The following is a 22,882-nucleotide window of genomic DNA, read 5'->3' on the forward strand; positions in this document are numbered from 1 at the left end:
GTCAACATGCCGAAGTACGACTCCCATCTCAAATGCTCTTTCTGCGGAAAATCCCAAGAACAAGTCCGCAAGCTGATCGCCGGCCCCGGAGTCTATATCTGTGATGAATGTGTTGAACTCTGTAATGAAATCCTCGACGAGGAACTCATTGATTCATCCAGCCCCGCCACCCAGCCGGTGGCCCATTCCGAAGAGCATCCCCCCAAACGGCGTGCCCCCTCTGAGCGACTCAGTTTCACCCAAATTCCCAAACCCACCGAAATTAAAACCTACCTCGATGAGCATGTGATTGGCCAAGATGAAGCCAAAAAAGTGCTTTCTGTTGCGGTCTATAACCACTACAAACGCCTGAGTGTCGTTCACGCGAAGGCAACGAGCAGCAAAGGCATCCAGGATGACTCGGTTGAGTTGCAAAAATCAAATATTTTGTTAATTGGCCCGACTGGATCAGGAAAAACCCTGCTGGCTCAAACCTTGGCGAAAATTCTGGATGTGCCCTTTGCGGTGGCAGATGCCACGACCCTGACGGAAGCCGGGTATGTGGGGGAAGATGTGGAAAATATTCTGCTGCGGCTGTTGCAGGTGGCGGATCTCGATGTGGAAGAAGCCCAGCGCGGCATTATCTACATTGATGAAATTGATAAGATTGCCCGCAAGAGTGAGAACCCTTCGATTACCCGTGATGTATCGGGTGAGGGGGTGCAGCAGGCGTTGCTCAAAATGCTCGAAGGCACGATCGCCAATGTTCCCCCCCAAGGCGGCCGTAAACACCCCTATCAAGACTGCATCCAGATCGACACCAGTAATATTCTGTTTATCTGTGGTGGGGCGTTTGTGGGCCTAGATAAGGTGGTGGAACGGCGGGTGGGCAAGAAGGCGATGGGCTTTGTGCGGCCCGGTGAAAACCAGTCGAAAGAGCAGCGCACCGCTGATGTGCTCAAGGAACTGGAGCCGGAAGATCTGGTGAAATTTGGCTTAATTCCTGAGTTTATTGGGCGAGTGCCGGTGGATGCGGTGTTGCATCCGTTGGATGAGGAAACCTTGGTGGCGATCTTGACTGAACCCCGCAATGCGTTGGTGAAGCAGTATCAAAAACTGCTGCGCATGGATAATGTGCAACTGGAGTTTGATGAAGAGTCGGTGCGGGCGATCGCTCGTGAAGCTTACCGCCGCAAAACCGGAGCACGGGCCCTACGCGGCATTGTCGAAGAATTGATGCTCGAAGTGATGTATGAACTGCCCTCCCGGAAAGATGTGCATCGCTGTGTGATTACCCCAGAAATGGTAGAGAAGCGATCGACGGCGGAACTCCTGCTCCATCCCTCCACCTTGCCCAAACCAGAATCTGCTTAGACGATGGCAGACACAGTGACTCTGCGCGGCGTTCCCCATTATTACGAATGGGTGAAATCAGACTCCTCTGCCCCGAAGCCGGTGTTGGTGTTTATGCATGGTTGGGGCGGCTCGGCTCGCTATTGGCGCACCACGGCTGAAGTCCTGTCCGATGGGTTTGATTGTTTGCTCTACGACTTGCGCGGCTTTGGGCGATCGCCCCTCCCGCCCGATTGCACCCTCGGCTACGAACTGCACGACTACGCCGATGATCTGGCCCTCCTGCTCGATCAGTTTGAGATTGATCAAATCACCCTCAACGCCCATTCTTTGGGGGCTTCGATCGCGGCAGTATTCGCGGATCGGTATTGCGATCGCCTCCAACGATTGATCCTCACCTGTAGTGGCATCTTTGCCTACAACCGGATCACCTTCCCCCTCTTCCATCGCGCCAGTGAATCTGTGGTCAAATTCCGCTTTCCCTGGTTCTTGAACGTGCCCCTCGCCGAACACCTGTTCATGAGCCGCTTCCTCCATCGCCCCCTCCCCAGTGCGATCAGCCGCGAATTTCTCGCTGACTACCTCGACGCAGACCCAGCCGCCGCCATGGGCACGATCTACACCGCCGTCAGCGAACAGGCCGCCCAAACCATGCCCACCGTTTTCCAACAGATCCAAGCCCCCACCCTCTTAATTTCCGGGCAAAAGGATCAAATCATTCCCCCCAGACTCGGCCGCAGCGCCGCCGCTCTCAACCCCAAGATCACCCACATTGAACTGGCGAAAACGGGTCATTTTCCGATGCTAGAAGTGCCCGATACCTATCATCCCGCTGTCCGTGAGTTTCTCGACTTGGCTCCGATGACGGCGGTGTAAAGTGCGATCGCCCCTCGTTCCTAACCCTCGATGGAACGAAAATTCGTATAATAAAAATCTGTTGAACGACCCCTAAACCCTAGCCACTGTGACCACCACTCCCCTGCCTCTCACCTCCACACAACCGGATCAACTCGGCCGCTTTGGTCGCTTTGGGGGGAAATATGTCCCCGAAACCCTAATGCCCGCCCTGACGGAATTGGAAACCGCCTACCAGCAATACCGCCATGATCCAGAGTTTCAAGCGGAACTGAATGGCCTCCTCAAAGACTACGTGGGCCGTCCGAGTCCCCTCTACTTTGCCGAACGCTTAACGGCCCATTACGCCCGTCCCGACGGTTCTGGCCCCCAGATTTACCTCAAACGGGAAGACCTCAACCACACCGGGGCCCACAAAATTAACAACGCCCTCGCCCAAGCCATCCTCGCCAAACGGATGGGCAAGCAGCGGATTATTGCCGAAACCGGAGCGGGACAGCATGGTGTGGCAACGGCCACCGTTTGTGCTCGGTTTGGTTTGGACTGTGTGATCTACATGGGCGTTCAGGATATGGAACGTCAGGCCTTAAATGTGTTTCGGATGCGTCTACTGGGGGCCACCGTGCAGCCGGTGGCCGCTGGGACAGGAACCCTCAAAGATGCCACATCTGAAGCGATTCGCGACTGGGTCACGAATGTAGAAACCACCCATTACATCCTTGGTTCCGTGGCCGGCCCTCACCCCTACCCGATGATGGTGCGGGATTTCCATGCGGTGATTGGTACGGAAACGCGGCAGCAGTGTTTAGAACAGTGGGGCGGCTTACCGGATATTTTGCTGGCCTGTGTGGGGGGCGGCTCCAATGCGATGGGCTTGTTCCATGAGTTTGTGCATGAATCGTCGGTGCGCTTAATTGGGGTGGAGGCAGCAGGTGAAGGCACGGAGACGGCTCACCATGCCGCCACGTTGACGAAGGGCCAGCCAGGAGTGCTCCATGGGGCGATGAGTTATCTGCTCCAAGATCCGGAAGGGCAAGTGGTGGAGGCCCATTCGATTAGTGCGGGGCTGGACTATCCCGGTGTGGGGCCGGAGCATAGTTATTTGATGGAGACGGGACGGGCGGACTATTACAGTGTGACCGATGCTGATGCGGTGGCGGCGTTGGAACGCTTGTCACGGTTGGAGGGGATTATCCCGGCGTTGGAAACGTCCCATGCGATCGCCTATCTCGACACCCTCTGTCCGCAACTTGAGGGCAGTCCGCGCCTTGTGCTTAACTGTTCCGGACGGGGTGATAAGGATGTCCAAACCGTTGCCAAGTACCTCAAAATGCGCGAGGCGTAGGATTGAAGAGCCATGAATAAGTTTCACGTTTGCGATCGCGACCTCGACACCGCCAGTTTCGAGCATTATCAACAGGCCGAAGCCCTCGCCCTCGATACCGAAACCATGGGGCTAGTATTGGGGCGCGATCGCCTCTGCCTCGTGCAACTCTGCGACCCCGATGGCTACATCACCGCCATCCGGATCGCCCCCGGCCAAACCGCCGCCCCCAACCTCAGCCGCCTCCTAGAAAATCCCCAAATCACCAAGATTTTCCACTACGCCCGGTTTGACGTTGCCCAATTTCAGCACACCTTCAACACCGTCACCCAGCCCATCTTCTGCACCAAAATCGCCAGCAAAATCGCCCGCACCTACACCGGCAGCCACGGCCTCAAATCCCTCGTCCAAGAACTCGAAGGCATTGAACTCGATAAAAGCTCCCAAAGTTCCGACTGGGGCAACCCCCACACCCTCTCCCCCGACCAACTCCAATACGCCGCCAACGATGTTCGCTATCTCATTCCCCTCCGCCAAAAACTAATCACCATGCTTGAGCGCGAGAATCGCTGGGTATTGGCACAACGCTGCTTTGATTGTCTGCCGGTCATCATCGATCTCGACATCTTGCAGTTCAAAGATATTTTTGACCACAAGTAAGCGGTTGTTTTCTTCGTGCAAAGAGTATAGTCAAGATAGTCAAAACGCGATTTCATCGTGATGCCCCATGCTCCCAATCATGGGCGGCACTGTCCATGTTACCCCCGGAACGAGTCTGCATCACACAACAAACGTTATCGGTCTAACGTGCGGGTTAATGTCCTTTGGAGAGGAGTAGAAACAGATGAGGCTCGGAAGGTTTCCCCATGCCCGCCTTATTCTTTGGTTTGGAATTTTCATGATCAGTTGTTTCCTGCCCGTACAGGCGCAATTACAACTGGATGCCAACCAAGCCCCAATTCCGAACCACGCCCCGATTCCCCTAACCACCAATTGGCATTATCGCTGGGACACCCTGCCCGAATTTCCAGCCGGGGTCGAACTGCCCCAATGGAACGAACTCGAAGACTGGCAAAGTCTTGATCTCCCCCAAAAAGTGCGCGTCGAACCGGATCAAGACATTCTCTGGTTAGCCGTAACCTTGCCAGAGGTGCGATCGCGCTTCCCCGCTCTCTACTTTCGCGGCATTCCCCACATCCTCGAAGCCTACATCAACGGCGAACAAGTCTACCTCTACGACGAACTCAAATCCGATGGCACCCTCAAAGAAAAAGAAGGGGAATTTCCCATCATTAACCTCCAACCCACCCACTACGCCCAAATCCTCCTGATTCGCGTTTATGTGGGCAGCGATCGCCTCACCGTCGGCAACGATCCCAGCGTCCTGATCGGCTTTGGTCACCAACCCCTCTACGGCTCCCAACCCGATCTCTTTCGACGCTTAATTTTTAATGATGGTGTGCGGTTTATCCTCGGCTTTCTCTTCATTGTCTGTGGCTTTTTTCCCCTGATCATCACCCTCTTCAAACGCACCGACCCCATCTATGTATCCTTCGCCTTTGTTACTTTTCTACTCGGCATTTACACCATCACCCCCGCCCAACTAATTCGCCTCCTCTTCAACTACAGCCTCTTCTGGACATTCATTCATCACACCACCTTTCACCTCCTCCCCGTCAGCCTGTCCCTATTCTTTGAACATGTGTTTGGCGCAGGCCCTAAAAAAATCATTCGTCGTCTCCGGTATGTGCATTTAATCTATGCCCCGATCGCGATCATCCTCGCAAGCACTCCCCTCGTCAGTTGGGGAAACGCCGCCCTCCCCACTCAAATCGGCTCCCTCTTTACCTCCTCAATTCTCATTCTCCTCGCCACCTGGAGAGCCATTAAAGGTGATCCCGAAGCCAAGATTATTTCCTTTGGCTTTTCGATTTTCCTGATTTGTGCAATGCACGATATTGTGATGTACATTTACCCCATTTCAAACTGGGTCACGATCCAGTTTTATCCCTGGGGAATGCTGTTCTTTTTAATCTGTTTAGCCTTCATTGTTGAACGTCGGTTCACCGAAGCCCAAAACCACCTCAAAGCCTATGCCAGAGCCTCCGATCGCTTCGTTCCCCATGAATTTCTCCAATTCCTCGGCAAAACCAGCATCATTGATGTCAAATTAGGCGATCAGGTTCAAAAAGAAATGACCGTTTTATTTTCTGATATTCGCTCCTTCACGAGTATTTCAGAAAGTATGCCCCCCGAACGCAACTTTAACTTTTTAAATGCCTATCTCCGGGCCGTTAGTCCGGTGATTCGTCAATATAATGGTTTTATTGATAAATATATTGGGGATGCCGTGATGGCCCTCTTTCCCCACAGCGTTGAAGATGCCATTCAGGCCGCCGTTTCCATGCAGAAAGCGTTGGATCAATTTAATCAAAGTGTGCGCGAAGAAGGCTATCCCGCGATTCAGATTGGAATTGGCCTGCACCGAGGGACGCTGATGTTAGGAACCATTGGCGAACAACAACGAATGGAAACGACGGTGATTGCGGATGCGGTGAATCTTGCCTCACGTTTAGAAGATTCCACCAAACGGTATGGCGCAAGTTTAGTGATTAGTCAAAGCACCCTCAATCAATTAAAACATCCTGACCAGTTTTCCTCGCGCTATTTGGGGACAATTCTCGTCAAAGGCAAAAAAGAACCGATCAGGATTTGCGAAATTTATGAGTCCGATGCCACCCATATCCGCAATCTCAAAACTGAAACCAAAGGCAGTTTTGAAGCTGCCATTGATCTTTACGACCAAGGCAAATTAGAGGCAGCGGCGCAACTGTTTCAATCGGTCTGTGCTGAGAATCCTGAAGATGCTGTGGCGAAACTCTGCTTGCTGCGGTGTAAGCATCTGTGACGATCGCCCTAGGCAGCGGCTAAATTTGGCTAAATTTACAGCTTGTTCGCTCATTACCCTCACCCCAAACCCTGGTTGACTGACAAAAGTCAGGGTAGCGAGCTAGAAGCTCGCACTACAGCGGATTCCAATCCCCGACGGACTGATCCGAAATTCAGTCAGGTCAAACCCAAGATTGGTGGGGATGAGTTTGCCGAACCCCGATCCGTCAAGAACTTTAGTTCTTGGCTCAGAGCGAAAGTGGGCTAATGCCCACTGTGGAACCCGTGAACACGGGTTTTCGCTCTGAGGCGGGGATTTTAAGCCCTGACTGGGGGAACCGCTGCTTGGGTTATGGATAAGCTGTCTGTCGCCCAGGGGGCGGGGGGATTCTGATCGGTGCGGGATGATTGCTGAACAAGCTGTCATTAGTGGTTGGGGTCACGGTCGGCGGGGTCGAGAAAGTCTTGGAGGATTTCGTCGGGTTCGTCGTCTACGTCCCAATATTCGTGATCTGAGGGTGGGGGGGGTGGGGTGGGCTGGCTGGAGGTACGGCTGAGGGCGATCGCTTGCACATAGTTGAGGCGTTGGGTGAGTTCCTGGAGGGATTGGCGCAGGGTGGTGACTTCGCTGTCGAGGTGATCGAGGCGTGGGACATTGGTGTTGACAGTTTCACCGAGGTAGTAGGCGATCGCTTCGGTCATCACCTCGGCGGGGGCTTTTTTGCGTTCGGCGGCTAACCGTTCGAGTTTTAGTTTCCAGGCGAGGGGTAGCTCGCAATGCACTTTGACCACATCACTCATAGGACATCACACCGAAGAATTCAGAGGGAATCGTTCAGGGTATGTTACGCGATCGTGGTTCCGGTTTGCCGCAGAAATCGCCCGGTTAAGACCACCGCCGCCACGATCAACCCCCAGACTAAGCCAATCCACAGCCCTACCCCCTGCCACGGCCCCACAATCCCTAATAGATAACTACACCCTAACCCCATCCCCCAATAGGACAGCAGCCCGATCCACATCGGCGCGTAGGTGTCTTTGAGGCCGCGTAAGGCTCCATTGGCGATCACTTGAATGCCGTCAAACACTTGAAACAGCGCGGCGACTCGTAATAACTGCACGGCATAGTGAATGACGGCGGTATTGTCGGGGTTGGTGCGATCGAGATAGATGCCGATGATCAGATCCGGCAGCAGCCAAAACAGCACCCCCATGCAACTCATAAACAGGGTTCCTAGGCCAATCCCGACACAGCCGGCTTGACGCATTCCCCGCCGATTTCCCTGGCCGTAGAATTGGCCGACCCGGACGGCGGTGGCGTGGGAAATGCCCAGGGGAATCATGAAGGTGATGGCGGCGGTTTGGATGGCGATCTGGTGGGCGGCGAGGGCGGTGGTGCTGAGGGTTCCCATCAGATAGGTGACACAGAGGAACAGACCGGTTTCTAGGGTCATTAGGCTACCATAGGGGATGCCAATGCGGAACAGTTCGGCCATCATTGCGGGTTGCCAGGGACAGCGGGCGAAGAAGCGATAGGGGCGAAAGCTGGGGCGAGAGAAGATGATGCTGAGGGCGATCGCAAACTTGACCCAAAAGGCGATCGTACTGGCCCAGCCTAAACCGGCTAACCCCAGTTCCGGCAAGCCCCAGCGACCGAACATCAACCCGTAGTTGAGCACGACATTGAGTGCAATCCCTAACCCCATGATCTGCATGATGATCTGGGGTTGGTTCACCGCTGAGGCGAGGTTCCGAATCAGGCTAAACCCAAGGGCGGCGGGGATGCCCCAGGCGATCGCTTGGAGATAGCCTTGGGCCAGTTCGGTATTGGTGACGGATTGGCCCAGGTAGGGGAGGGCGGTGGCTAGGTTCCAGACGATCAGGCTTAGGGGTGTGGCGATCAGCAGGGTGAAGAGAAGACCATGGATGCTGATCGTGGGGAGGCGATCGCGCTGTCCGGCTCCGATGGCGATCGCCGCCACCGTTCCCACGGACGACACACAACCCACCCCAATAATGAGCAATGACATCACCGAGGTAGACCCCAACGCTCCGGCGGCGAGGGACTGTTCCCCCAGCCACCCCATCATCATCGTATCCACGAAGTTCGTAGCCGCTTCAGAGAGTTGAGCGATCGCCAAAGGGAAGGATAATTGTACGCAGGCCCGGAGTTCTTGCTGTAGCCGCCAGGGCATTGGTGATGAAGACATAGGGCTGAGAGTTTTCAACTGAACAACTGAATCGGTGATCCAGCGGTGAGCCTCTGACCGCTGTGGCCAAGACCGATCCGCCGGAGAATCGCTCGTAATACAAGATACTACAAAAAGCGGTCATCCTGAGACCCCTGGGGCGGATTCCCGGATAATCCGTGCTTTTAGCTACAATTCCAAACCCAATCTATGTATAGATTCTGGCGAATTGAATCGTGACTTTCAACGGGTCAATTTTCCGCTACACTACTGAACAGTTCAAATCAATCTAACCCGCGTGACTTCTCGTTCTTTGCAGACATCCACTCCCGTGCTACTCAGTATGATGACCCTGCCCTTTTTAGGGACGGTGCTTCTGGTTGATGCGATCGCGCAGCACCTCCAAACCTTGGGTGAAACCAGTGAAGAACTGCTGCGGGGCGATCGCCTCCCCACCCTCCCCTTCCCGGAACCGCACCCCTCTCAACCCTAGCCACCCAGAGCGTCAATCCCCGGAGTTGACAAATCGTAACTCTGTGTTGCTAAACGTGTCGATTCCCCAAAATCTCAATCGAGATCCTCTAGACTACCCTAGTATCTGCAACCATCAGACATCATGAGTTCGCTGCTTCAAACCTCAGAGCAAACCCTGCAACTGCCGTCTAATTCAATGCTCCTGTTGCACCATCGTCTTAGGATGGTTGAAGATTTATGGGAATCAGTCTTGGTGGCCGAATGTGGTCAACCGCTAGTGGATCTCCTGCGTCAACTCCGCTCCATGTGCTCCCCTGAAGGGCAGACCAAGATCCTCGACAAAGCGGCGGTTCTTCACCTGATTGAACAGCTTGACCTCAACGAAGCGATTCGCGCCGCCCGCGCCTTCGCCCTCTACTTCCAACTGATCAACATTGTTGAACAGCATTACGAACAGCGCGAGCAGCGCCTCTCTCGCCGCGCCACCTATAAAGAGAAGTCCCCCGCCTTTCTCACCACCCCCACCCCCCCAACCCCGACGAGCCGCCCCCCGATGACGCAGCCAACAATCACCGAGAGGATGCCGCCGCGCCCCTCGGTGCCAAGCAACTCGAACGCAATCTTAAAGACAGTGAACTCGCCAAGCCCAAAGCCGGGACGTTCCATTGGCTCTTTCCCTACCTGCGGCAGCAAAATATGCCGCCCCAAAAAATTCAACGCCTGCTCGATAATCTCGATATTCGCCTGGTCTTTACCGCCCACCCGACGGAGATCGTGCGCCATACGATCCGACGTAAACAACGCCGCATTTCCAACACCCTGCGCCATCTCGATCAAGCCGAGGAAGCCTATCGCGGCCTAGGGCTGACCAACTCCTGGGAAGCCGAAACCGCCACCCGCCAACTCCATGATGAAATTCGGCTCTGGTGGCGCACCGATGAACTGCACCAATTCAAGCCGACGGTGTTGGATGAGTTGGACTATACCTTGCACTATTTCCAAGAGGTGCTGTTTGATGCGCTGCCGGAATTGGCGGTGCGCCTCAAGCAGGCATTACAAGATACCTTTCCGACGTTGCGATCGCCCAAAAACCGGTTTTGTTACTTCGGCTCCTGGGTGGGTTCCGATCGCGATGGCAACCCCTCCGTTACCCCCGAAGTCACCTGGCGCACCGCCTGCTATCAACGCAACATCGTTCTCGAAAAATACCTCCTGTCGATCCAAGAACTGATCAATCAACTCAGTCTGTCCCTGCATTGGAGCAATGTCCTGCCGGATCTCTTGGATTCCCTAGAGCGCGATCGCACCTACCTCGGTGAAGTCTACGAAAAACTCGCCATCCGCTACCGCCAAGAACCCTATCGCCTCAAACTCGCCTACATTCAAAAACGCCTCGAAAACACCCGCGAACGGAACCACCTCCTCACCAGCAGCGACCCCCATCAGCAACGCCTCCTAGACGAAATCCACCCCAAAACCATCTATCAATCCGGCGATGAATTTCTCGCAGAATTGTGTCTCCTGCAGCGCAACCTCAGCGAAACCGGCATCGCCTGCCAAGACCTCGACAAACTGATCGCCCAAGTGGAAATCTACAGTTTCCACCTGACGGAACTAGACATTCGCCAAGAATCCCTCCGCCATTCCGAAGCGATCACCGAAATCGCTGCCTATATCCAAGCCTTGCCCAGGCCCTACGATGAACTCGAAGAGGCCGATCGCCGGAATTGGTTAATCACCGAATTGCCCACCCGCCGCCCGTTGATCCCCTCAGAAGCGCCCTTTTCCGATCGCACCCGTGAAACCATTGAAACCTTCCAGATAGTGCGTCGCCTCCAAAAAGAGTTTGGCCCGAACATTTGCCAAACCTACGTGATCAGCATGAGCAACGATGTAAGCGATGTGCTCGAAGTGCTGATTTTGGCCCAGGAAGCGGGGCTGTATGATCCGGTGACGGGGAAAAGTAGCATTCAGATTGTGCCCCTGTTCGAGACCGTGGACGATCTCAAACGTGCGCCGGCGGTGATGACGGCATTGTTTAATTTGCCCTTGTACCGTGCCACCTTGGCCGGCGGTTACGAGGCCTTGAATACCCAATTAGCCGCGGCCAATTTACCCCATTCGCAACTTCCCCACACGGAACCCCTACAAGAAGTCATGCTGGGGTATTCCGATAGCAATAAAGATTCGGGGTTTTTGAGTAGTAATTGGGAAATTCACAAGGCGCAGAAGGCGTTGCAGACGATCGCCAGCCAGTTCGGGATCGCCTTGCGGATTTTCCATGGGCGCGGCGGTTCCGTGGGACGCGGCGGTGGGCCAGCCTACGAGGCGATTTTGGCGCAACCGAATTCCACCATTAACGGCCGGATCAAAATTACCGAACAAGGGGAGGTGCTCGCGTCGAAATATTCCCTCCCGGAATTGGCGCTGTATCATCTTGAAACCGCATCAACGGCGGTGTTGCAGTCGAGTTTGCTCGGTAGCGGCTTTGATGATATTGAGCCGTGGAATGAAATTATGGAGGAGTTGGCGACGCGATCGCGCACCTGCTACCGGAATTTAATTTACGAGCAACCGGACTTCATTGATTTCTTTATGTCCGTCACGCCGATCCAAGAAATCAGCCAATTGCAAATTAGCTCCCGCCCCGCTCGGCGCAAAAGTGGCAAAAAAGACCTTAGTTCATTACGGGCGATTCCCTGGGTGTTTAGCTGGACTCAAAGCCGCTTTCTCCTTCCGGCTTGGTATGGGGTGGGGACGGCCCTAAAAAGTTTCCTCGATGAAGAGCCAGAAGAAAACTTAAAACTGATCCGCTATTTCTATTTCAAATGGCCCTTTTTCCGCATGGCCATTTCTAAAGTAGAGATGACCCTCGCCAAGGTGGATTTACAAATGGCGAACCACTATGTGCAAGAATTATCGGCTCCGGACGATCGCGATCGCTTCATGAAAGTGTTCGACCAAATCGCCGAGGAATTTAAACTCACCTGCGAGATCATCTTGGCCGTGAAAGGGGCCACCAATCTGTTAGATGATGACCCCGAATTACAGCGTTCCGTGTATCTCCGCAACGGCACGATTGTCCCCCTCGGCTTCTTGCAAGTCTCGCTCCTGAAGCGGTTACGGCAATACAGCAGCCAAGCCTCTGGGGTGATTCACTACCGTTACAGCAAAGAAGAACTGTTACGGGGCGCATTGTTGACCATCAACGGCATTGCCGCCGGGATGCGCAACACGGGTTGATCACAAACGATGCGATCGAGAGGTGAGGACTATTCCCTATCCAGAGAAGGCTGCTGCTGGTGGCAATTTGATGCCGCGTTTCATGGGTTTGTGGGGCGCGATCGGCGAACAAACTTTGATCACTGGGGGAAATTTGCACGATGCGATCGACTCGTTCGGCACTGATGTGAGGTTTAAACAGAGGTGTGGCGAAACGCTCAGCGGTGTTGAGTTCGAGACGTTCATCCCTCAGGAGTTTTCCGGCCCAGTTTTCCGCGTGTTGCTGAAGTTGGGGAACGGTTTGACGTAGAACGTCTTGAGCATCTTGGATTAATCCATATTTGAGTAATAATTGTGCTTCGGTGGCGGTTACCACTGCCCCACCTCAGCAGAATACTATTGGTTGGGGCAATGGGAGGGTGGGCTGTTGTGGCATCTGGATAATTTGCGCCTATTCTAGAACAATGCCGTTTTCGACTGTGCCATGTTTACGATTGTGATCACGACTTATAATCGGTTGCCGTTGTTGAAGCGAGCGATTCGGACATCTTTAGAGCAAACGATCGCCTGTGAAGTGATTGTGGTGGATGATGGGTCAACCGATGGGACAGAAGCCTATTGTGAGCGGTTGGCTCAGACCGAGGTGCGGTTTTGTTATTTGCGGAATGAGCAAAATCGGGGCCACTCCTATAGTGTGAATCGGGGGGTGGAATTGGCTCAGGGGGATTGGGTGAAGTTCTTGGATGATGATGATTATTTAGCCCTCGACTGTGTGGCGGTGCTGGAGGACGCGATCGCCCTTTGTCCTGATGCGGTGATTTGTTCCTGTCAAGCCGCCCAGGTGAACGAGCAGGAGGATCAACTGTCATTAACTGTGACGGCGGGGCCGGGGGAGATCTGCCGGATTCCCCAAGCGGATATTCACTACGGAATGTTGATCGAGGCGATTCCCTTTGGGACTCCGGTACAGGTGGCGGTGCGGCGACAGGCATTTTTACAAACGGGGGGTTGGGATTCGGAGTTGGATACGAATTTTGATGATATTGATTCGTGGCTCAAGGTGGCAGAACATGGGGATGCGCTGTTGATTAATCGGTGTTTGAGTTATCGCACGGTGTGGCCGGGGGCCTATAACTATCGGTTGAGTCTGCGCGATCGCCTCCACACGCACATTGAAATCAAACACCGCATCTATGAGCGGATCGCGCCGGTGCATCGCGCCCACTGTCCGCCGTTTCGTCAGGTGGCGGCGTATCTACGCTTACACTGGGGCTTGGTGGCGTTTAGGCAGCGGCAATGGCGGCCGGGTTTGGCTGTGATGGGCTGGGCGATCACTTCGGTGGGGGCATGGCGACTGTTGTGGCGGAGTCGATACCACCGGGCCCATCTCACGGCATCCACCCGCTATGTAACCAAGGAAGTCCTCCGCCCCGCCTAGATCAATCCGACCTCAACCGCACTCCCGGACGATTCCCGGTGTACTCTAAATGTAGTTTTATGAATTGCTGAACTGCGCCCCTTGACTGCCATGATGACTGAGCCGAGAGAGATGCCTGCTGTACCGGAAACCGTTGCGGTGTTGGGATTGCCCCTACATCTTTGTCCGGATTACGGGGAATGGGTGCGATCGCGCCGTACCCAAGGGACGCATATTGTCACCCTCAACGCCGAAATGGCGATGCTGGCCGAGCGCACGCCCCCACTCGCCACCATCCTCCATCGGGCGGATCTGATTGTTCCCGATGGCGCAGGGGTGATTTTTTATCTCTGGTTACGGCGAAAAAAACAGCGACGCTGTCCGGGGATTGAACTGGCTGCCCAACTGATTGAACAGTTGGGGCAGGAGGGCAACACGCAGCCTATTATCTTGTTTGGGGCGGCCCCTGGGGTGGCGGAACGGGCGGCGCAGACCTGGCGATCGCGCTTTCCTCACTTAACCATCCAGACCCAACACGGCTACCTCACCGACGCAGAAAAAACCGCCTTTGCCGACCAATTAACCGACCTCAACCCTGCCCTGGTGTTGGTGGGGTTGGGTGTGCCCCGCCAAGAATATTGGATTGCAGACCACCGCGATCGCTGTCCCCACGCCACCTGGATCGGCGTTGGCGGCAGTTTCGACATCTGGGCGGGCACAAAACAACGCGCTCCCCGGTGGTTGCGGGATAATCACCTCGAATGGCTCTATCGTCTGTACAAAGAACCCTGGCGCTGGCGGCGGATGCTGGTATTGCCGCATTTCGCCCTGCGATCGCTCTTGCCCTGAATAGTCCCATGCCCTCGTCCCCTTGGTTTAGCCACTGGTTTCAACGCCACCCCACAACCACCACCGTGCCGGCCATGGTTCAGTTGCGCAATGTCGTCAAACAATACCCCAACGGCATTCGCTGTTTAAAACGGATTAACCTCACCCTCAAACAAGGGGATTTCCTCTTCATCATCGGCACCTCCGGCACGGGTAAATCCACCCTCCTGAAATTGCTCTACGGCGAAGAACAGGCCAGCAGCGGCCAAGTGCAGGTCAACGGCGTGGATGTGGGCAGTCTCCACGGCGATCGCCTCGCTAAATTTCGGCGGCGGATTGGGGTCGTGTTTCAAGACTACAAACTGATCCCCAATCGCACCGTGGCGGATAATGTCGCCTTTGTTCTCCAAGCCCAGGGCAAACGTCAACAGGAAATTAACCGCCGTCTCCTGCCCACGTTGAAAATGGTGGGCCTCGCGGCCAAGGCCGATAGTTTTCCCGATCAACTTTCGGGGGGTGAGCAGCAACGGGTCAGTATTGCGCGGGCGATCGTCAGTACACCGCCGCTGTTATTAGCCGACGAACCGACGGGTAATCTCGATCCCTACAACGCCACCCAAATCCTCCGCACCTTGCAAAACCTCAACGCCTACGGAGCCACCGTGATCGTCACCACTCACGATCGCCAAATGGCGATCCAGTCTCAGCAACCGGTGCTAGAACTCCATCAAGGCGTGCTCTATCCCGTGCATAGCGATGCGATCGCTGCCCCGTTATCGCATTAGACAGCGGCAAAACTGTAACATAGCGCAACATTCACCCCCGTGAATAGGCTATCCTTAAGGGGATAAATAAACTCAATTTAACATTTCCTTACAACAGGCTCAGCCATGATTAGCGTTAAATTTGCTCTGAATTCAAACTAAATCATAATCCTGAGCGTCTGCATTCGTAGAGTGGGTAGTGCATTAGATTATTGTGGGGAAGGAGAGGATATCCTGCCAACTCCAGCGATGGTCAGTCAATCCTGCTCGTTGTGCCGCCGTGCTCTTGTAGCGACTGTGCTGCCAGATCCAGTTGAAATAACTCACCACTAAACGCACCGTCACCTTTGTCTGCTGCCACAGTTTGCCAAACTTGTTCTGTCGTCGATGCCACCTACCCGTCTGCTGCCTGATAATTCCATTGGTACGCTCCAACCGTTGCGTTTGGTCTTTGCCAATGTAGTGCTCAATTTCCAGCGGCAGTACCCGCTCATATCCTCCCCAGTTGTCACTATTCCATTGCTGGCAATGGGTCTTTCCCTCCGTGCTCACCACCAGTTCTTCAATCAGTTCATCGGTGTGTTTCCCCACTCGTGCTGTCAAGATTAACCCGCTCGAATCTGCCAAACTCATCGCAATCCAGCAATCGCCTACTTCAACTTCTTCGGGCAAGCATTGTTTGTTTTTTTTTCACGAATGACCACATCTCATCAGCACTCACGTCCTCCGTTTCCACGCCCTGCACTTGGTCGTTATGAACCAGCAAAGCTTTAGCACTGGCGGCACGAATAATACTGACCACGGTGTTATAGGCTAATCCGCTGATGCGGCTGACTCCTCGCAAGCTAGTGCCTTCACTGTGGGCTTGAAGTACTTGCTCAATCTGCTCCGGAGTAACATGGCGATAGTAGTAGAGGGTGTCAAAACTCTCGGCAAAGGTTTGCTGGCAGTGAGGGCAGAAGTAGCGTTGATGACCATTGGGCATTTTGCCGTGTTTGTGGGTTTTGGGATGACCGCAGAGCCGACATTCCATAGTTTTAGTGCAGTGGTAACGATTCCTCTACTTTACCAAACCCACATCATTTTGACGCACTACCGTAGAGTGTCAACGGAACTCCTGACCTTTCATCTGTAGATCACGTTATCACTCCTTTTAGTTGCATTCCGGTGAATATTATGCTGACCGACACTCGCACAATTCGTTACTACCAACGTCTCACCGATGGCCTAGTTGACCTCTGGCGACGGGGCAATCGTTACAGTGAGATGCAATTGTATCTGGATGGATACATCGCCAGTTTGCGCCATAGTAATGCCCTTGAACCCTACTTGATTCATCGCCTCGAAGCAGAAGTGGCCCGCTTCCTGCGCGACCCGTCTAATTTTGAACTGGCTTTGCCGCAAACAGAAACCGAACTTGACTATTATTAAATTCTGGTTTTAACCTCTGGGGCAAATTCCACCGGATTTCAATACCATTGATGCTAAAAAAGAGGGAGCGATCGCTCCCTCTTTTTTAGTCATGGAAAACCATCAAATTTTAGCCTTAAGACGCAAGGGCAACTTCTAGCATTTGTTGCAATTCGCCGTTTTGGTAGAGTTCGATCATAATGTCAGAGCCACCCACAAACTCGCCATTGACATAGACCTGGGGAATAGTGGGCCAGTTGGAATATTCTTTAATCCCTTGGCGAATGTCGGGATCACTCAACACATCAACGGTGGTGAACGGAACCCCGCAGGTATTGATAATTTGCACCACATTGTTGGAGAAACCACATTGCGGCATTAATTTCGAGCCTTTCATGAAGACGACGACTTTATCTTGCTTAACGATGCCATCAATACGTTCTTTGAGTTCAGGTGTCATAGTTTTTTTCGGTGTGGTTAATGTGTTCTATTGTGGATCACGGCCCCATCATGGTGTTGGCGCTCACAGCGATCGCACATTTTAGGATTTTAGCGAGTTGTTGGGTTAACCGTTCACTGTTGCCCAAGTGGCGGGGGTGTAGGTTTTGAGGGCGAGGGCGTGAATCGCTTCAGAAGCGAGGGCTTCTTGGAGTGCCCCGTACACCATTTGATGCTGCTTGACGCGGGATTGTCCTTCAAAGGCCGTGGAAATCACAGTGGCTTGGAGATGGTCACCACCGCCGGTCAGGTCTTCCACGGTTACTTCTGCATCGGGCAACGTTGCCTGAATCATCGATTTGACTTGATCTAAGCTCACCATAGGTCGATTCTAAGGGTGTTTTCTAATAACGGTTGTGGGATAGATTTTAACGTTCTTTGTTGGAGGGTGGGCCTACTGAACAAAGCCTAGTTCCACAAGCTGTTGATAGGCTCTTTCTCCTAAATCGGTGGTGGGATTCTGCGATCGCACAATTTGGATCAACAGCGGTACAGCCAATTCCGGCTGACCCTGGGCCCGATGGATCAAAGCAAGCTGATAGGTGGAGCGATCGCGCAGTTGAGCCGTGCGCAGCGCCTTTTCCCGTTGATCTTGAGCCACAGCCCCATCAATCCCAGAAAACGTACTCGCTAACTGCTGGTGAAAATTCGACAACTGGTTAAACACCTGACGGCTTTGCTTGAGCTTATCTTCTGCGAGGGGATAATTCCCGCTACTCACCGCGAGTTCCGCCTCTCCCATCAATGCCTCACCACCATCCAAACTCAACAGCACCGGAGACGCTTCCGGCACTAACTCCGCAAAATCCCCACTGGGAGCAACGAAGCCAAACCGCACCAGATCCCGATGGGCTTGGCGGCCTAGGGCCGTGGTGGGATTCTGCGATCGAATAATCTGAATCAGCAGGGGAACGGCTAAATCCGTCCGACCTTGGGACTGGTGGGCCATTGCCAATTCATAGGTGGCTTGGTCGCGTAGCTGGGCCGTTTCGAGGGCTTGCCGGCGTTGCTGCTCCGCCCGGCGACTGTTAATCCCAGCAAAGGAGGAGGACAGTTGCTGATAAAAGTTAGAGAGTTGATTGAACACCTGACGCGCATCTTGAAACTGTTGCGTCGCGCGATCGTAGTTGCCTTGGGATGCCGCAGCTTGCCCCTCGGACAGCAAACGCCGTCCTCCCGCCAGGCTCAAAATACTATTGTCCTGTTCTAAGACTCGTTGTGTGTCTGGCCCGAAGGGATCTAACTCAAAGTCTTCTGTCGGTGTTTGGGCTTGCACACCCAGGGGAAGCAAGACGGCCATTGTTGTCAAACTAGCCATTGCGAAGCGACGAATGATGTGCCTAATTACCATGAAGCCCTCAAACCCGTAACTAAATATTACTTGATATGAACTCGCTAACTACCATAACTTGTTTAGGGCAATAATCTAAAAAAAAAGCGAAGGAGCAAGCAATCCAGACCGCAAAACATCCGCCCCGGCTCAATCGTTAGCATCAGCCAATCGCCTCAACTGGCTGGAACCTGTAGCATAAATTGTCCCCATGGGGCGGGGTCGTTTCAATTTTGGTAGCGAGTCCGTGGCGAGGGTGAATCTCTCCTATAACGGAAGAGTAAGGAAGGCGGTGCTGTTGTGGCTGCGACCTTGCTCTACTTTTACACCTTAAAGATCGGTGAAACCTATGAAACGATTGATGTTAAAACGAATTGCCCCTCTCATGTTGTCCTGTGCAGTGTTGAGTTTGGCTGTGCCGCTCCCCAGTTTTGCCGACGAGATCCGATCGCGCCTGCTGACGGTGACGGGCACAGGGATTGAGCGAGTTCCCACCACGATTACGCGGGTACGGTTGGCGGTGGAGGTGCAGGGGAGTGATGCGGCAGCGGTGCAGCGGAATGTAGCCCAGCGCACGGCCCAGGTGATTGAGTTGTTGCGATCGCAAGGCGTAGACCGCCTCCAAACCACAGGGGTTAGCCTCCAGCCCCGCTACGAACGCCGCGAGGGTCTCAATGAAAACCGTCTCGTGGGCTATGTGGGGTCGAATAGTGTCGCCTTCCAGATCGCCACGGAGGAAGCCGGTACGGTGATTGACCGCGCGGTGTCCAGTGGGGTGAGCCGCATTGATGGGGTGGAATTTATGGCCACAGATACCGTTTTGGACGCGGCCAAAGCCGATGCCCTACGCCAAGCCACCGCCAATGCTCGCTCAGAGGCTCGGATTGTCCTGGCCTCCCTCGGCTTGCAGGAGGAGGAAATTGTCGGCATCGAGATCCACAGTTCGGGCTACGTTAGCCCGATGCGAAGTAATGCGATCCAGTTTGAGGCGGCGGATACCTTGGTGGGTGGCGATCAGACCGTATCGGCTACGGTGACGCTGGAAATTCGCTATTAAGTCCCGTTAGCCGAAGGGGCCCGCGAGGATGATTTTAGCGATCGCATCGGTGACATCGCTGGGAATTTCCTGCTTCAGTTGTTGATACCAGGCTGCGGTTTGGTCGGGATCTTTCGCGTAAATCACGTTGGTGCGCTTGCGGGCTTTGAGGACGAGGTCACGGGTGCGATCCTTGCGAGCCTCTCCATACCGTTGCAGGGCATCGGGCACGCTGATCGTTGTGGTGAGGAGGTAGCGGGTGAGAATTTCCACATCTTCGAGGGCTTGACAGCCCCCTTGTCCCAGGGTGGGGGTGGTGGCGTGGCCGGAATCGCCCACGAGGGCGACGCGACCCCGTACTAAGCGATCGAGGGGTTCTAGGTCGCCAATTTCTAAGCGATTGGTTTGGAGGGGGTCGAGGTGTTTGATCAGGTTTTGGACGGGTTGGGCCCAGCCTTGGAACAGTTGGGCTAGTTCCTCGCGGCGATCGCTCGGTTCAACCGTCGTCCCGGCCGACATCGGAGCCCCAAAGAAAAAGTAGAAGCGATCGCCCCCGATGGGCATCATCGAGGCCCGTTTCCCCTCGCCCACATAGATCACCCAACTATTGCCAGGGGGGAGATCGTCACTCATCGGCACAATCCCGTTCCAGTTCACATAGTCGGCATACCGTGGCCCGACGGTTTTGCCGATCACATAGTCCCGCACCGTAGACCGCACCCCATCGGCCCCAATGATCACATCCGCACTGACCCGCCGCCCATCGTTGAGAATGGCGATCGCTTCTGTTTCCGTCTCTTCCACCCCCACACATTGCACCCCCAACTCCACCTGTTCCGGGCCCAAGGCATCGAGGAGCATTTGCTGCAAATCGGTGCGCGAGACGGGGTAGGGGCGTTGTCCTACCTGTTGAATCATCGGGCGCAGATCAATTTCATTGAGCAATTCATCGGTATGGCTGCGATATTCCATCCAGTCCATTTGTCCCCCGATGGCGGCTAATTTGTCCCCCAACCCCAAACGATTGAGCACTTTGACCCCATTGGACCACAGGGAAATCCCCGCCCCGGCCGGGCGCAATTCGCGGGTGCGCTCAAACACGTTCACGGTGTAGCCTGCTTGCTGAAAGGCGATGCCTGTGGTGAGTCCGCCGATACCCGCGCCGATGATGACAACGTTGAGATGATACATAGAATTTCCAAGCGATGATGAATGGAGGAGAGGAAGCCGCCACACTGGTGGGCGATCGCTCTTCACTATAGCGACACCCAGGCCCTCCGAACAGCGTGCCGTGATACAACCCCACCCACAAAAACCGAACCGGCGGGAACTCCATAACATTCCTAAACTTCTTCAGACTAGCCCCCGGAAAATGTAGGACAATCTGATTGCCATTGCCACAGCGGCAAGTTACAGGAGAATTGGTATGACGTTAATACGACCGCTTAAATTTGCAGCCTTCACAACGGCTGCCCTCACACTCACATTAGGAGTACATTCTGCTCGCGCTGCGCTCTTTGGCCAACAGGAAGTGACCGACCCCAATGCCTTTGCTGCGATCGCCACTCCCTTCGGAGGCAATCAATACAGCTTGATTGTCATGGAACAAATCCCCAACCGCACCCAATGCTGGGGCGAAACAGGAACAAACCCCACGATCATTAACCCCCTCTGGACAACCTTCGACTTTAGCGGCAGTTGTAAACGCTCCTCCGACAGTAACGGCTACTCGATCCGCATTAACGGCGAAGACTTTGCCCTTGAATATCTCTTGCGCATTATCGAGCGCAATGGTGAACTGATGTTGCTCGGCACACCCCGCATCGGTAGCCGCGCCGGTTTGCAAGAAATTCTCATCGCTCGGACGGGCGGCGTGAGTGCGGGTCAAAATCATAAACTGTACCTGCAACCCGGTTGGCGTTTCACCCGTCGCACCTATGAAGGTAAAGTCTTAGGGCATCTTTACTTCACCAACGACGGAACCGTCACCACCCCCCCAACCCCAACGCCCACCCCAACGCCCACCCCAACACCCACGCCCACCCCAACACCCACGCCCACTCCAACACCTACTCCTACACCCACCTTTCGCGATATCAGTGGCGATATTTATCGCAGCGAAATCGAAGCCGCCGTGCGGGTCGGCTTCATTTCTGGGTTCTTAGAAGACAACACCTTCCGACCCCAAAGCGCCTTAACCCGTGAGCAAGTGGTGTCAATGGTGCTCGATGCCATGGGTGCATTGCCGGATGTGAACCCCAATGCTCCCACTCAAGTGAATGCGGCTCCGTTCCCGGATGTGGCGACGAATCGTTGGAGTGCGGCGAAGATTCAATGGGCGAAAGCCAGCGGGATTGTGACGGGGTATCCAGATGGGAATTTCCGACCGTCCCAAGCAGTGACCCGCGCTGAATTGATGGTGATCATGAAGAAAGCGGCGGAATATGCGAAGACCCAAAGGGGAACGGCGGCGACGTTGGGACAAACCCAAAACCCGTTTGCTTTCTCGGATACGAGTACCCACTGGGCGCGATCGCTGATCTCGGAAATGTCCGGCTATTGCGGTGTGGCGAGTCCCGTCAATGAACAGGGCACACAATTCCAGCCCAACTCTCCCGCCCTCCGTAACTATGCCGCCGCTGCGACCTTGCGCATGTATAACTGCGTCCGCAACGGCCAATAATCGCGCATCGCTCTCACCTCCTTGAGGGTTCATTCATTAAAAAAGGCTCTGAATGATCACGCTCAGAGCCTTTTTCGTAGGGAGTTTAAATGCTTCGCTTATTGGGTGGGCGCATCAGGATCGGGACGCTCACGGTTAGGGCGTTCGGGACGTTGGCGATCGCCATCAGGATCAGGACGGTCAGGATCAGGACGTTGGGGGCGTTCCCGGTCAGGATCAGGACAGTCAGGATCAGGACGCTGGGGGCGTTCTCCATCAGGACGCTCACGGTCGGGACGTTGGCGATCGCCGTCAGGATCGGGACGGTCAGGATCAGGACGTTGGGGGCGTTCTTGATTAGTCCGTTGGGCCAGTGGGAAATCGGTTTGAGGGACGGCGAAGACGGTGGTGGGGATGACGACGGTGGCAAGGGTGATGAGGGCGAAGAACGTGCGTTTCATGGTGTTTTCTTGACTCCGGAGCGATATTGTTTAGCTACCGTTTCAGTATCGGAAACTGTGGGCGCGATCGCCTGAGTCTGACGGTTCATTTAAAAACGTGACCATTGGCCTAGCTGTCTTGTCCGGAAAATACTCCCATTCTCTTGAGGCGACAGGAGCACTAGAACAGCCCATCATGCAAGTCCTGGTTT

20 protein-coding genes and 2 pseudogenes are annotated in these 22,882 nt (G+C 54.3%); 13 read left to right on the top strand and 9 right to left on the bottom strand.

Annotated elements, in window-relative coordinates:
• The first annotated feature begins 6 nt into the window (after positions 1-6).
• The 5 genes from clpX to SPI6313_RS23875 all read left to right on the top strand — a co-directional run bounded on the left by clpX (position 7) and on the right by SPI6313_RS23875 (position 6,419).
• Positions 7-1,353 (top strand): ATP-dependent protease ATP-binding subunit ClpX, encoded by a 1,347-nt coding sequence (clpX, locus tag SPI6313_RS03620; RefSeq protein WP_072619764.1) that lies wholly within the window; start codon positions 7-9, stop codon positions 1,351-1,353.
• 3 nt (positions 1,354-1,356) lie between these two features.
• Positions 1,357-2,208 (top strand): alpha/beta fold hydrolase, encoded by an 852-nt coding sequence (locus SPI6313_RS03625; protein WP_072619765.1) that lies wholly within the window; start codon positions 1,357-1,359, stop codon positions 2,206-2,208.
• An 88-nt stretch (positions 2,209-2,296) separates the two neighbouring features.
• A complete protein-coding gene (gene trpB / locus SPI6313_RS03630) occupies positions 2,297-3,532 on the top strand; it encodes a tryptophan synthase subunit beta (protein WP_072619766.1) in 1,236 nt (411 codons plus the stop codon).
• A 12-nt stretch (positions 3,533-3,544) separates the two neighbouring features.
• Positions 3,545-4,171 (top strand): ribonuclease D, encoded by a 627-nt coding sequence (locus SPI6313_RS03635; RefSeq protein WP_072619767.1) that lies wholly within the window; start codon positions 3,545-3,547, stop codon positions 4,169-4,171.
• A 238-nt stretch (positions 4,172-4,409) separates the two neighbouring features.
• The gene (locus SPI6313_RS23875) at positions 4,410-6,419 is read left to right on the top strand and encodes an adenylate/guanylate cyclase domain-containing protein (RefSeq protein ID WP_072619768.1); all 2,010 of its coding nucleotides are present in this window, start codon (positions 4,410-4,412) and stop codon (positions 6,417-6,419) included.
• Between the two features lie 407 nt (positions 6,420-6,826).
• Here SPI6313_RS23875 and SPI6313_RS03645 read toward each other — a convergent pair whose 3' ends face one another.
• Both SPI6313_RS03645 and SPI6313_RS03650 read right to left on the bottom strand, forming a co-directional pair.
• Positions 6,827-7,201, bottom strand: a complete 375-nt coding sequence (locus SPI6313_RS03645) for a hypothetical protein (RefSeq protein ID WP_072619769.1) — start codon at positions 7,199-7,201, stop codon at positions 6,827-6,829.
• Positions 7,202-7,245: 44 nt separating this feature from the next.
• A complete protein-coding gene (locus SPI6313_RS03650; protein WP_072619770.1) occupies positions 7,246-8,610 on the bottom strand; it encodes an MATE family efflux transporter in 1,365 nt (454 codons plus the stop codon).
• 310 nt (positions 8,611-8,920) lie between these two features.
• On the opposite strand from SPI6313_RS03650, the gene SPI6313_RS23305 reads away from it, so the two are divergent.
• On the top strand, positions 8,921-9,082 hold the full coding sequence (locus tag SPI6313_RS23305; RefSeq protein ID WP_217650495.1) for a hypothetical protein: 162 nt from the start codon (positions 8,921-8,923) through the stop codon (positions 9,080-9,082).
• A gap of 123 nt (positions 9,083-9,205) precedes the next feature.
• A pseudogene (gene ppc / locus SPI6313_RS03655) lies at positions 9,206-12,306 on the top strand (phosphoenolpyruvate carboxylase).
• Here the strand turns inward: ppc and SPI6313_RS03660 are convergent.
• On the bottom strand, positions 12,269-12,661 hold the full coding sequence (locus SPI6313_RS03660; protein WP_072619771.1) for a hypothetical protein: 393 nt from the start codon (positions 12,659-12,661) through the stop codon (positions 12,269-12,271). The pseudogene ppc and the gene SPI6313_RS03660 overlap by 38 nt on opposite strands.
• 108 nt (positions 12,662-12,769) lie before the next feature.
• Here SPI6313_RS03660 and SPI6313_RS03665 point away from each other — a divergent pair, with 108 nt between their 5' ends.
• From SPI6313_RS03665 to ftsE, 3 genes are all read left to right on the top strand, one after another.
• Positions 12,770-13,723 carry a glycosyltransferase family 2 protein gene (locus SPI6313_RS03665; protein ID WP_072619772.1) on the top strand — a complete coding sequence of 318 codons (954 nt, stop codon included), beginning with the start codon at positions 12,770-12,772 and terminating at the stop codon, positions 13,721-13,723.
• 111 nt (positions 13,724-13,834) lie between these two features.
• Positions 13,835-14,551 carry a WecB/TagA/CpsF family glycosyltransferase gene (locus SPI6313_RS03670; protein WP_072619773.1) on the top strand — a complete coding sequence of 239 codons (717 nt, stop codon included), beginning with the start codon at positions 13,835-13,837 and terminating at the stop codon, positions 14,549-14,551.
• An 8-nt stretch (positions 14,552-14,559) separates the two neighbouring features.
• On the top strand, positions 14,560-15,315 hold the full coding sequence (ftsE, locus tag SPI6313_RS03675) for a cell division ATP-binding protein FtsE (protein ID WP_217650733.1): 756 nt from the start codon (positions 14,560-14,562) through the stop codon (positions 15,313-15,315).
• Positions 15,316-15,498: 183 nt separating this feature from the next.
• Here the strand turns inward: ftsE and SPI6313_RS22175 are convergent.
• Positions 15,499-16,327 (bottom strand): IS1 family transposase gene (locus tag SPI6313_RS22175; protein WP_139276489.1). Its coding sequence is split into 2 segments (ribosomal slippage): positions 15,499-15,975 and positions 15,977-16,327, totalling 828 coding nucleotides; the frame shifts between segments, so codons are not numbered across the junction.
• A 143-nt stretch (positions 16,328-16,470) separates the two neighbouring features.
• Between SPI6313_RS22175 and SPI6313_RS03690 the strand changes: the two genes are divergently transcribed.
• The gene (locus tag SPI6313_RS03690) at positions 16,471-16,725 is read left to right on the top strand and encodes a DUF6761 family protein (RefSeq protein WP_072619776.1); all 255 of its coding nucleotides are present in this window, start codon (positions 16,471-16,473) and stop codon (positions 16,723-16,725) included.
• A 115-nt stretch (positions 16,726-16,840) separates the two neighbouring features.
• On the opposite strand, the gene grxD is transcribed toward SPI6313_RS03690, so the two are convergent.
• The 3 genes and pseudogenes from grxD to SPI6313_RS24990 form a co-directional block, all read right to left on the bottom strand.
• Positions 16,841-17,164, bottom strand: coding sequence for a Grx4 family monothiol glutaredoxin (gene grxD / locus SPI6313_RS03695; RefSeq protein WP_072619777.1), 324 nt, complete (start codon positions 17,162-17,164; stop codon positions 16,841-16,843).
• A 105-nt stretch (positions 17,165-17,269) separates the two neighbouring features.
• Positions 17,270-17,524, bottom strand: coding sequence for a BolA family protein (locus SPI6313_RS03700; protein WP_072619778.1), 255 nt, complete (start codon positions 17,522-17,524; stop codon positions 17,270-17,272).
• 72 nt (positions 17,525-17,596) lie between these two features.
• Positions 17,597-17,974: pseudogene (locus SPI6313_RS24990) on the bottom strand (hypothetical protein); the annotation flags it as partial.
• 907 nt (positions 17,975-18,881) lie between these two features.
• On the opposite strand from SPI6313_RS24990, the gene SPI6313_RS03710 reads away from it, so the two are divergent.
• Positions 18,882-19,589 carry an SIMPL domain-containing protein gene (locus SPI6313_RS03710; RefSeq protein ID WP_072619780.1) on the top strand — a complete coding sequence of 236 codons (708 nt, stop codon included), beginning with the start codon at positions 18,882-18,884 and terminating at the stop codon, positions 19,587-19,589.
• A 6-nt stretch (positions 19,590-19,595) separates the two neighbouring features.
• Here SPI6313_RS03710 and hpxO read toward each other — a convergent pair whose 3' ends face one another.
• Positions 19,596-20,759 (bottom strand): FAD-dependent urate hydroxylase HpxO, encoded by a 1,164-nt coding sequence (gene hpxO, locus SPI6313_RS03715; protein ID WP_072619781.1) that lies wholly within the window; start codon positions 20,757-20,759, stop codon positions 19,596-19,598.
• A 235-nt stretch (positions 20,760-20,994) separates the two neighbouring features.
• Here hpxO and SPI6313_RS03720 point away from each other — a divergent pair, with 235 nt between their 5' ends.
• Entirely contained in the window at positions 20,995-22,251 is a 1,257-nt protein-coding gene (locus SPI6313_RS03720; protein WP_072619782.1) for a DUF3747 domain-containing protein, read from the top strand.
• A gap of 98 nt (positions 22,252-22,349) precedes the next feature.
• Here SPI6313_RS03720 and SPI6313_RS22710 read toward each other — a convergent pair whose 3' ends face one another.
• Positions 22,350-22,691 carry a hypothetical protein gene (locus SPI6313_RS22710; protein WP_139276493.1) on the bottom strand — a complete coding sequence of 114 codons (342 nt, stop codon included), beginning with the start codon at positions 22,689-22,691 and terminating at the stop codon, positions 22,350-22,352.
• Positions 22,692-22,882: the final 191 nt, after the last annotated feature.

This window comes from Spirulina major PCC 6313 (assembly GCF_001890765.1).
Classification (GTDB): Bacteria; Cyanobacteriota; Cyanobacteriia; order Cyanobacteriales; family Spirulinaceae; genus Spirulina; species Spirulina major.

Coding starts and splice junctions, on each gene's coding strand:
- SPI6313_RS03635 (WP_072619767.1), top strand. CDS start 3,545: ATGAATAAGTTTCACGTTTGCGATCGCGACCTCGACACCGCCAGTTTC.
- SPI6313_RS03710 (WP_072619780.1), top strand. CDS start 18,882: ATGAAACGATTGATGTTAAAACGAATTGCCCCTCTCATGTTGTCCTGT.
- SPI6313_RS03670 (WP_072619773.1), top strand. CDS start 13,835: ATGCCTGCTGTACCGGAAACCGTTGCGGTGTTGGGATTGCCCCTACAT.
- clpX (WP_072619764.1), top strand. CDS start 7: ATGCCGAAGTACGACTCCCATCTCAAATGCTCTTTCTGCGGAAAATCC.
- hpxO (WP_072619781.1), bottom strand. CDS start 20,759: ATGTATCATCTCAACGTTGTCATCATCGGCGCGGGTATCGGCGGACTC.
- grxD (WP_072619777.1), bottom strand. CDS start 17,164: ATGACACCTGAACTCAAAGAACGTATTGATGGCATCGTTAAGCAAGAT.
- SPI6313_RS03690 (WP_072619776.1), top strand. CDS start 16,471: ATGCTGACCGACACTCGCACAATTCGTTACTACCAACGTCTCACCGAT.
- SPI6313_RS22710 (WP_139276493.1), bottom strand. CDS start 22,691: ATGAAACGCACGTTCTTCGCCCTCATCACCCTTGCCACCGTCGTCATC.
- SPI6313_RS03625 (WP_072619765.1), top strand. CDS start 1,357: ATGGCAGACACAGTGACTCTGCGCGGCGTTCCCCATTATTACGAATGG.
- SPI6313_RS03645 (WP_072619769.1), bottom strand. CDS start 7,201: ATGAGTGATGTGGTCAAAGTGCATTGCGAGCTACCCCTCGCCTGGAAA.
- SPI6313_RS03650 (WP_072619770.1), bottom strand. CDS start 8,610: ATGTCTTCATCACCAATGCCCTGGCGGCTACAGCAAGAACTCCGGGCC.
- SPI6313_RS03700 (WP_072619778.1), bottom strand. CDS start 17,524: ATGGTGAGCTTAGATCAAGTCAAATCGATGATTCAGGCAACGTTGCCC.
- SPI6313_RS23875 (WP_072619768.1), top strand. CDS start 4,410: ATGATCAGTTGTTTCCTGCCCGTACAGGCGCAATTACAACTGGATGCC.
- SPI6313_RS03665 (WP_072619772.1), top strand. CDS start 12,770: ATGTTTACGATTGTGATCACGACTTATAATCGGTTGCCGTTGTTGAAG.
- SPI6313_RS03720 (WP_072619782.1), top strand. CDS start 20,995: ATGACGTTAATACGACCGCTTAAATTTGCAGCCTTCACAACGGCTGCC.
- ftsE (WP_217650733.1), top strand. CDS start 14,560: ATGCCCTCGTCCCCTTGGTTTAGCCACTGGTTTCAACGCCACCCCACA.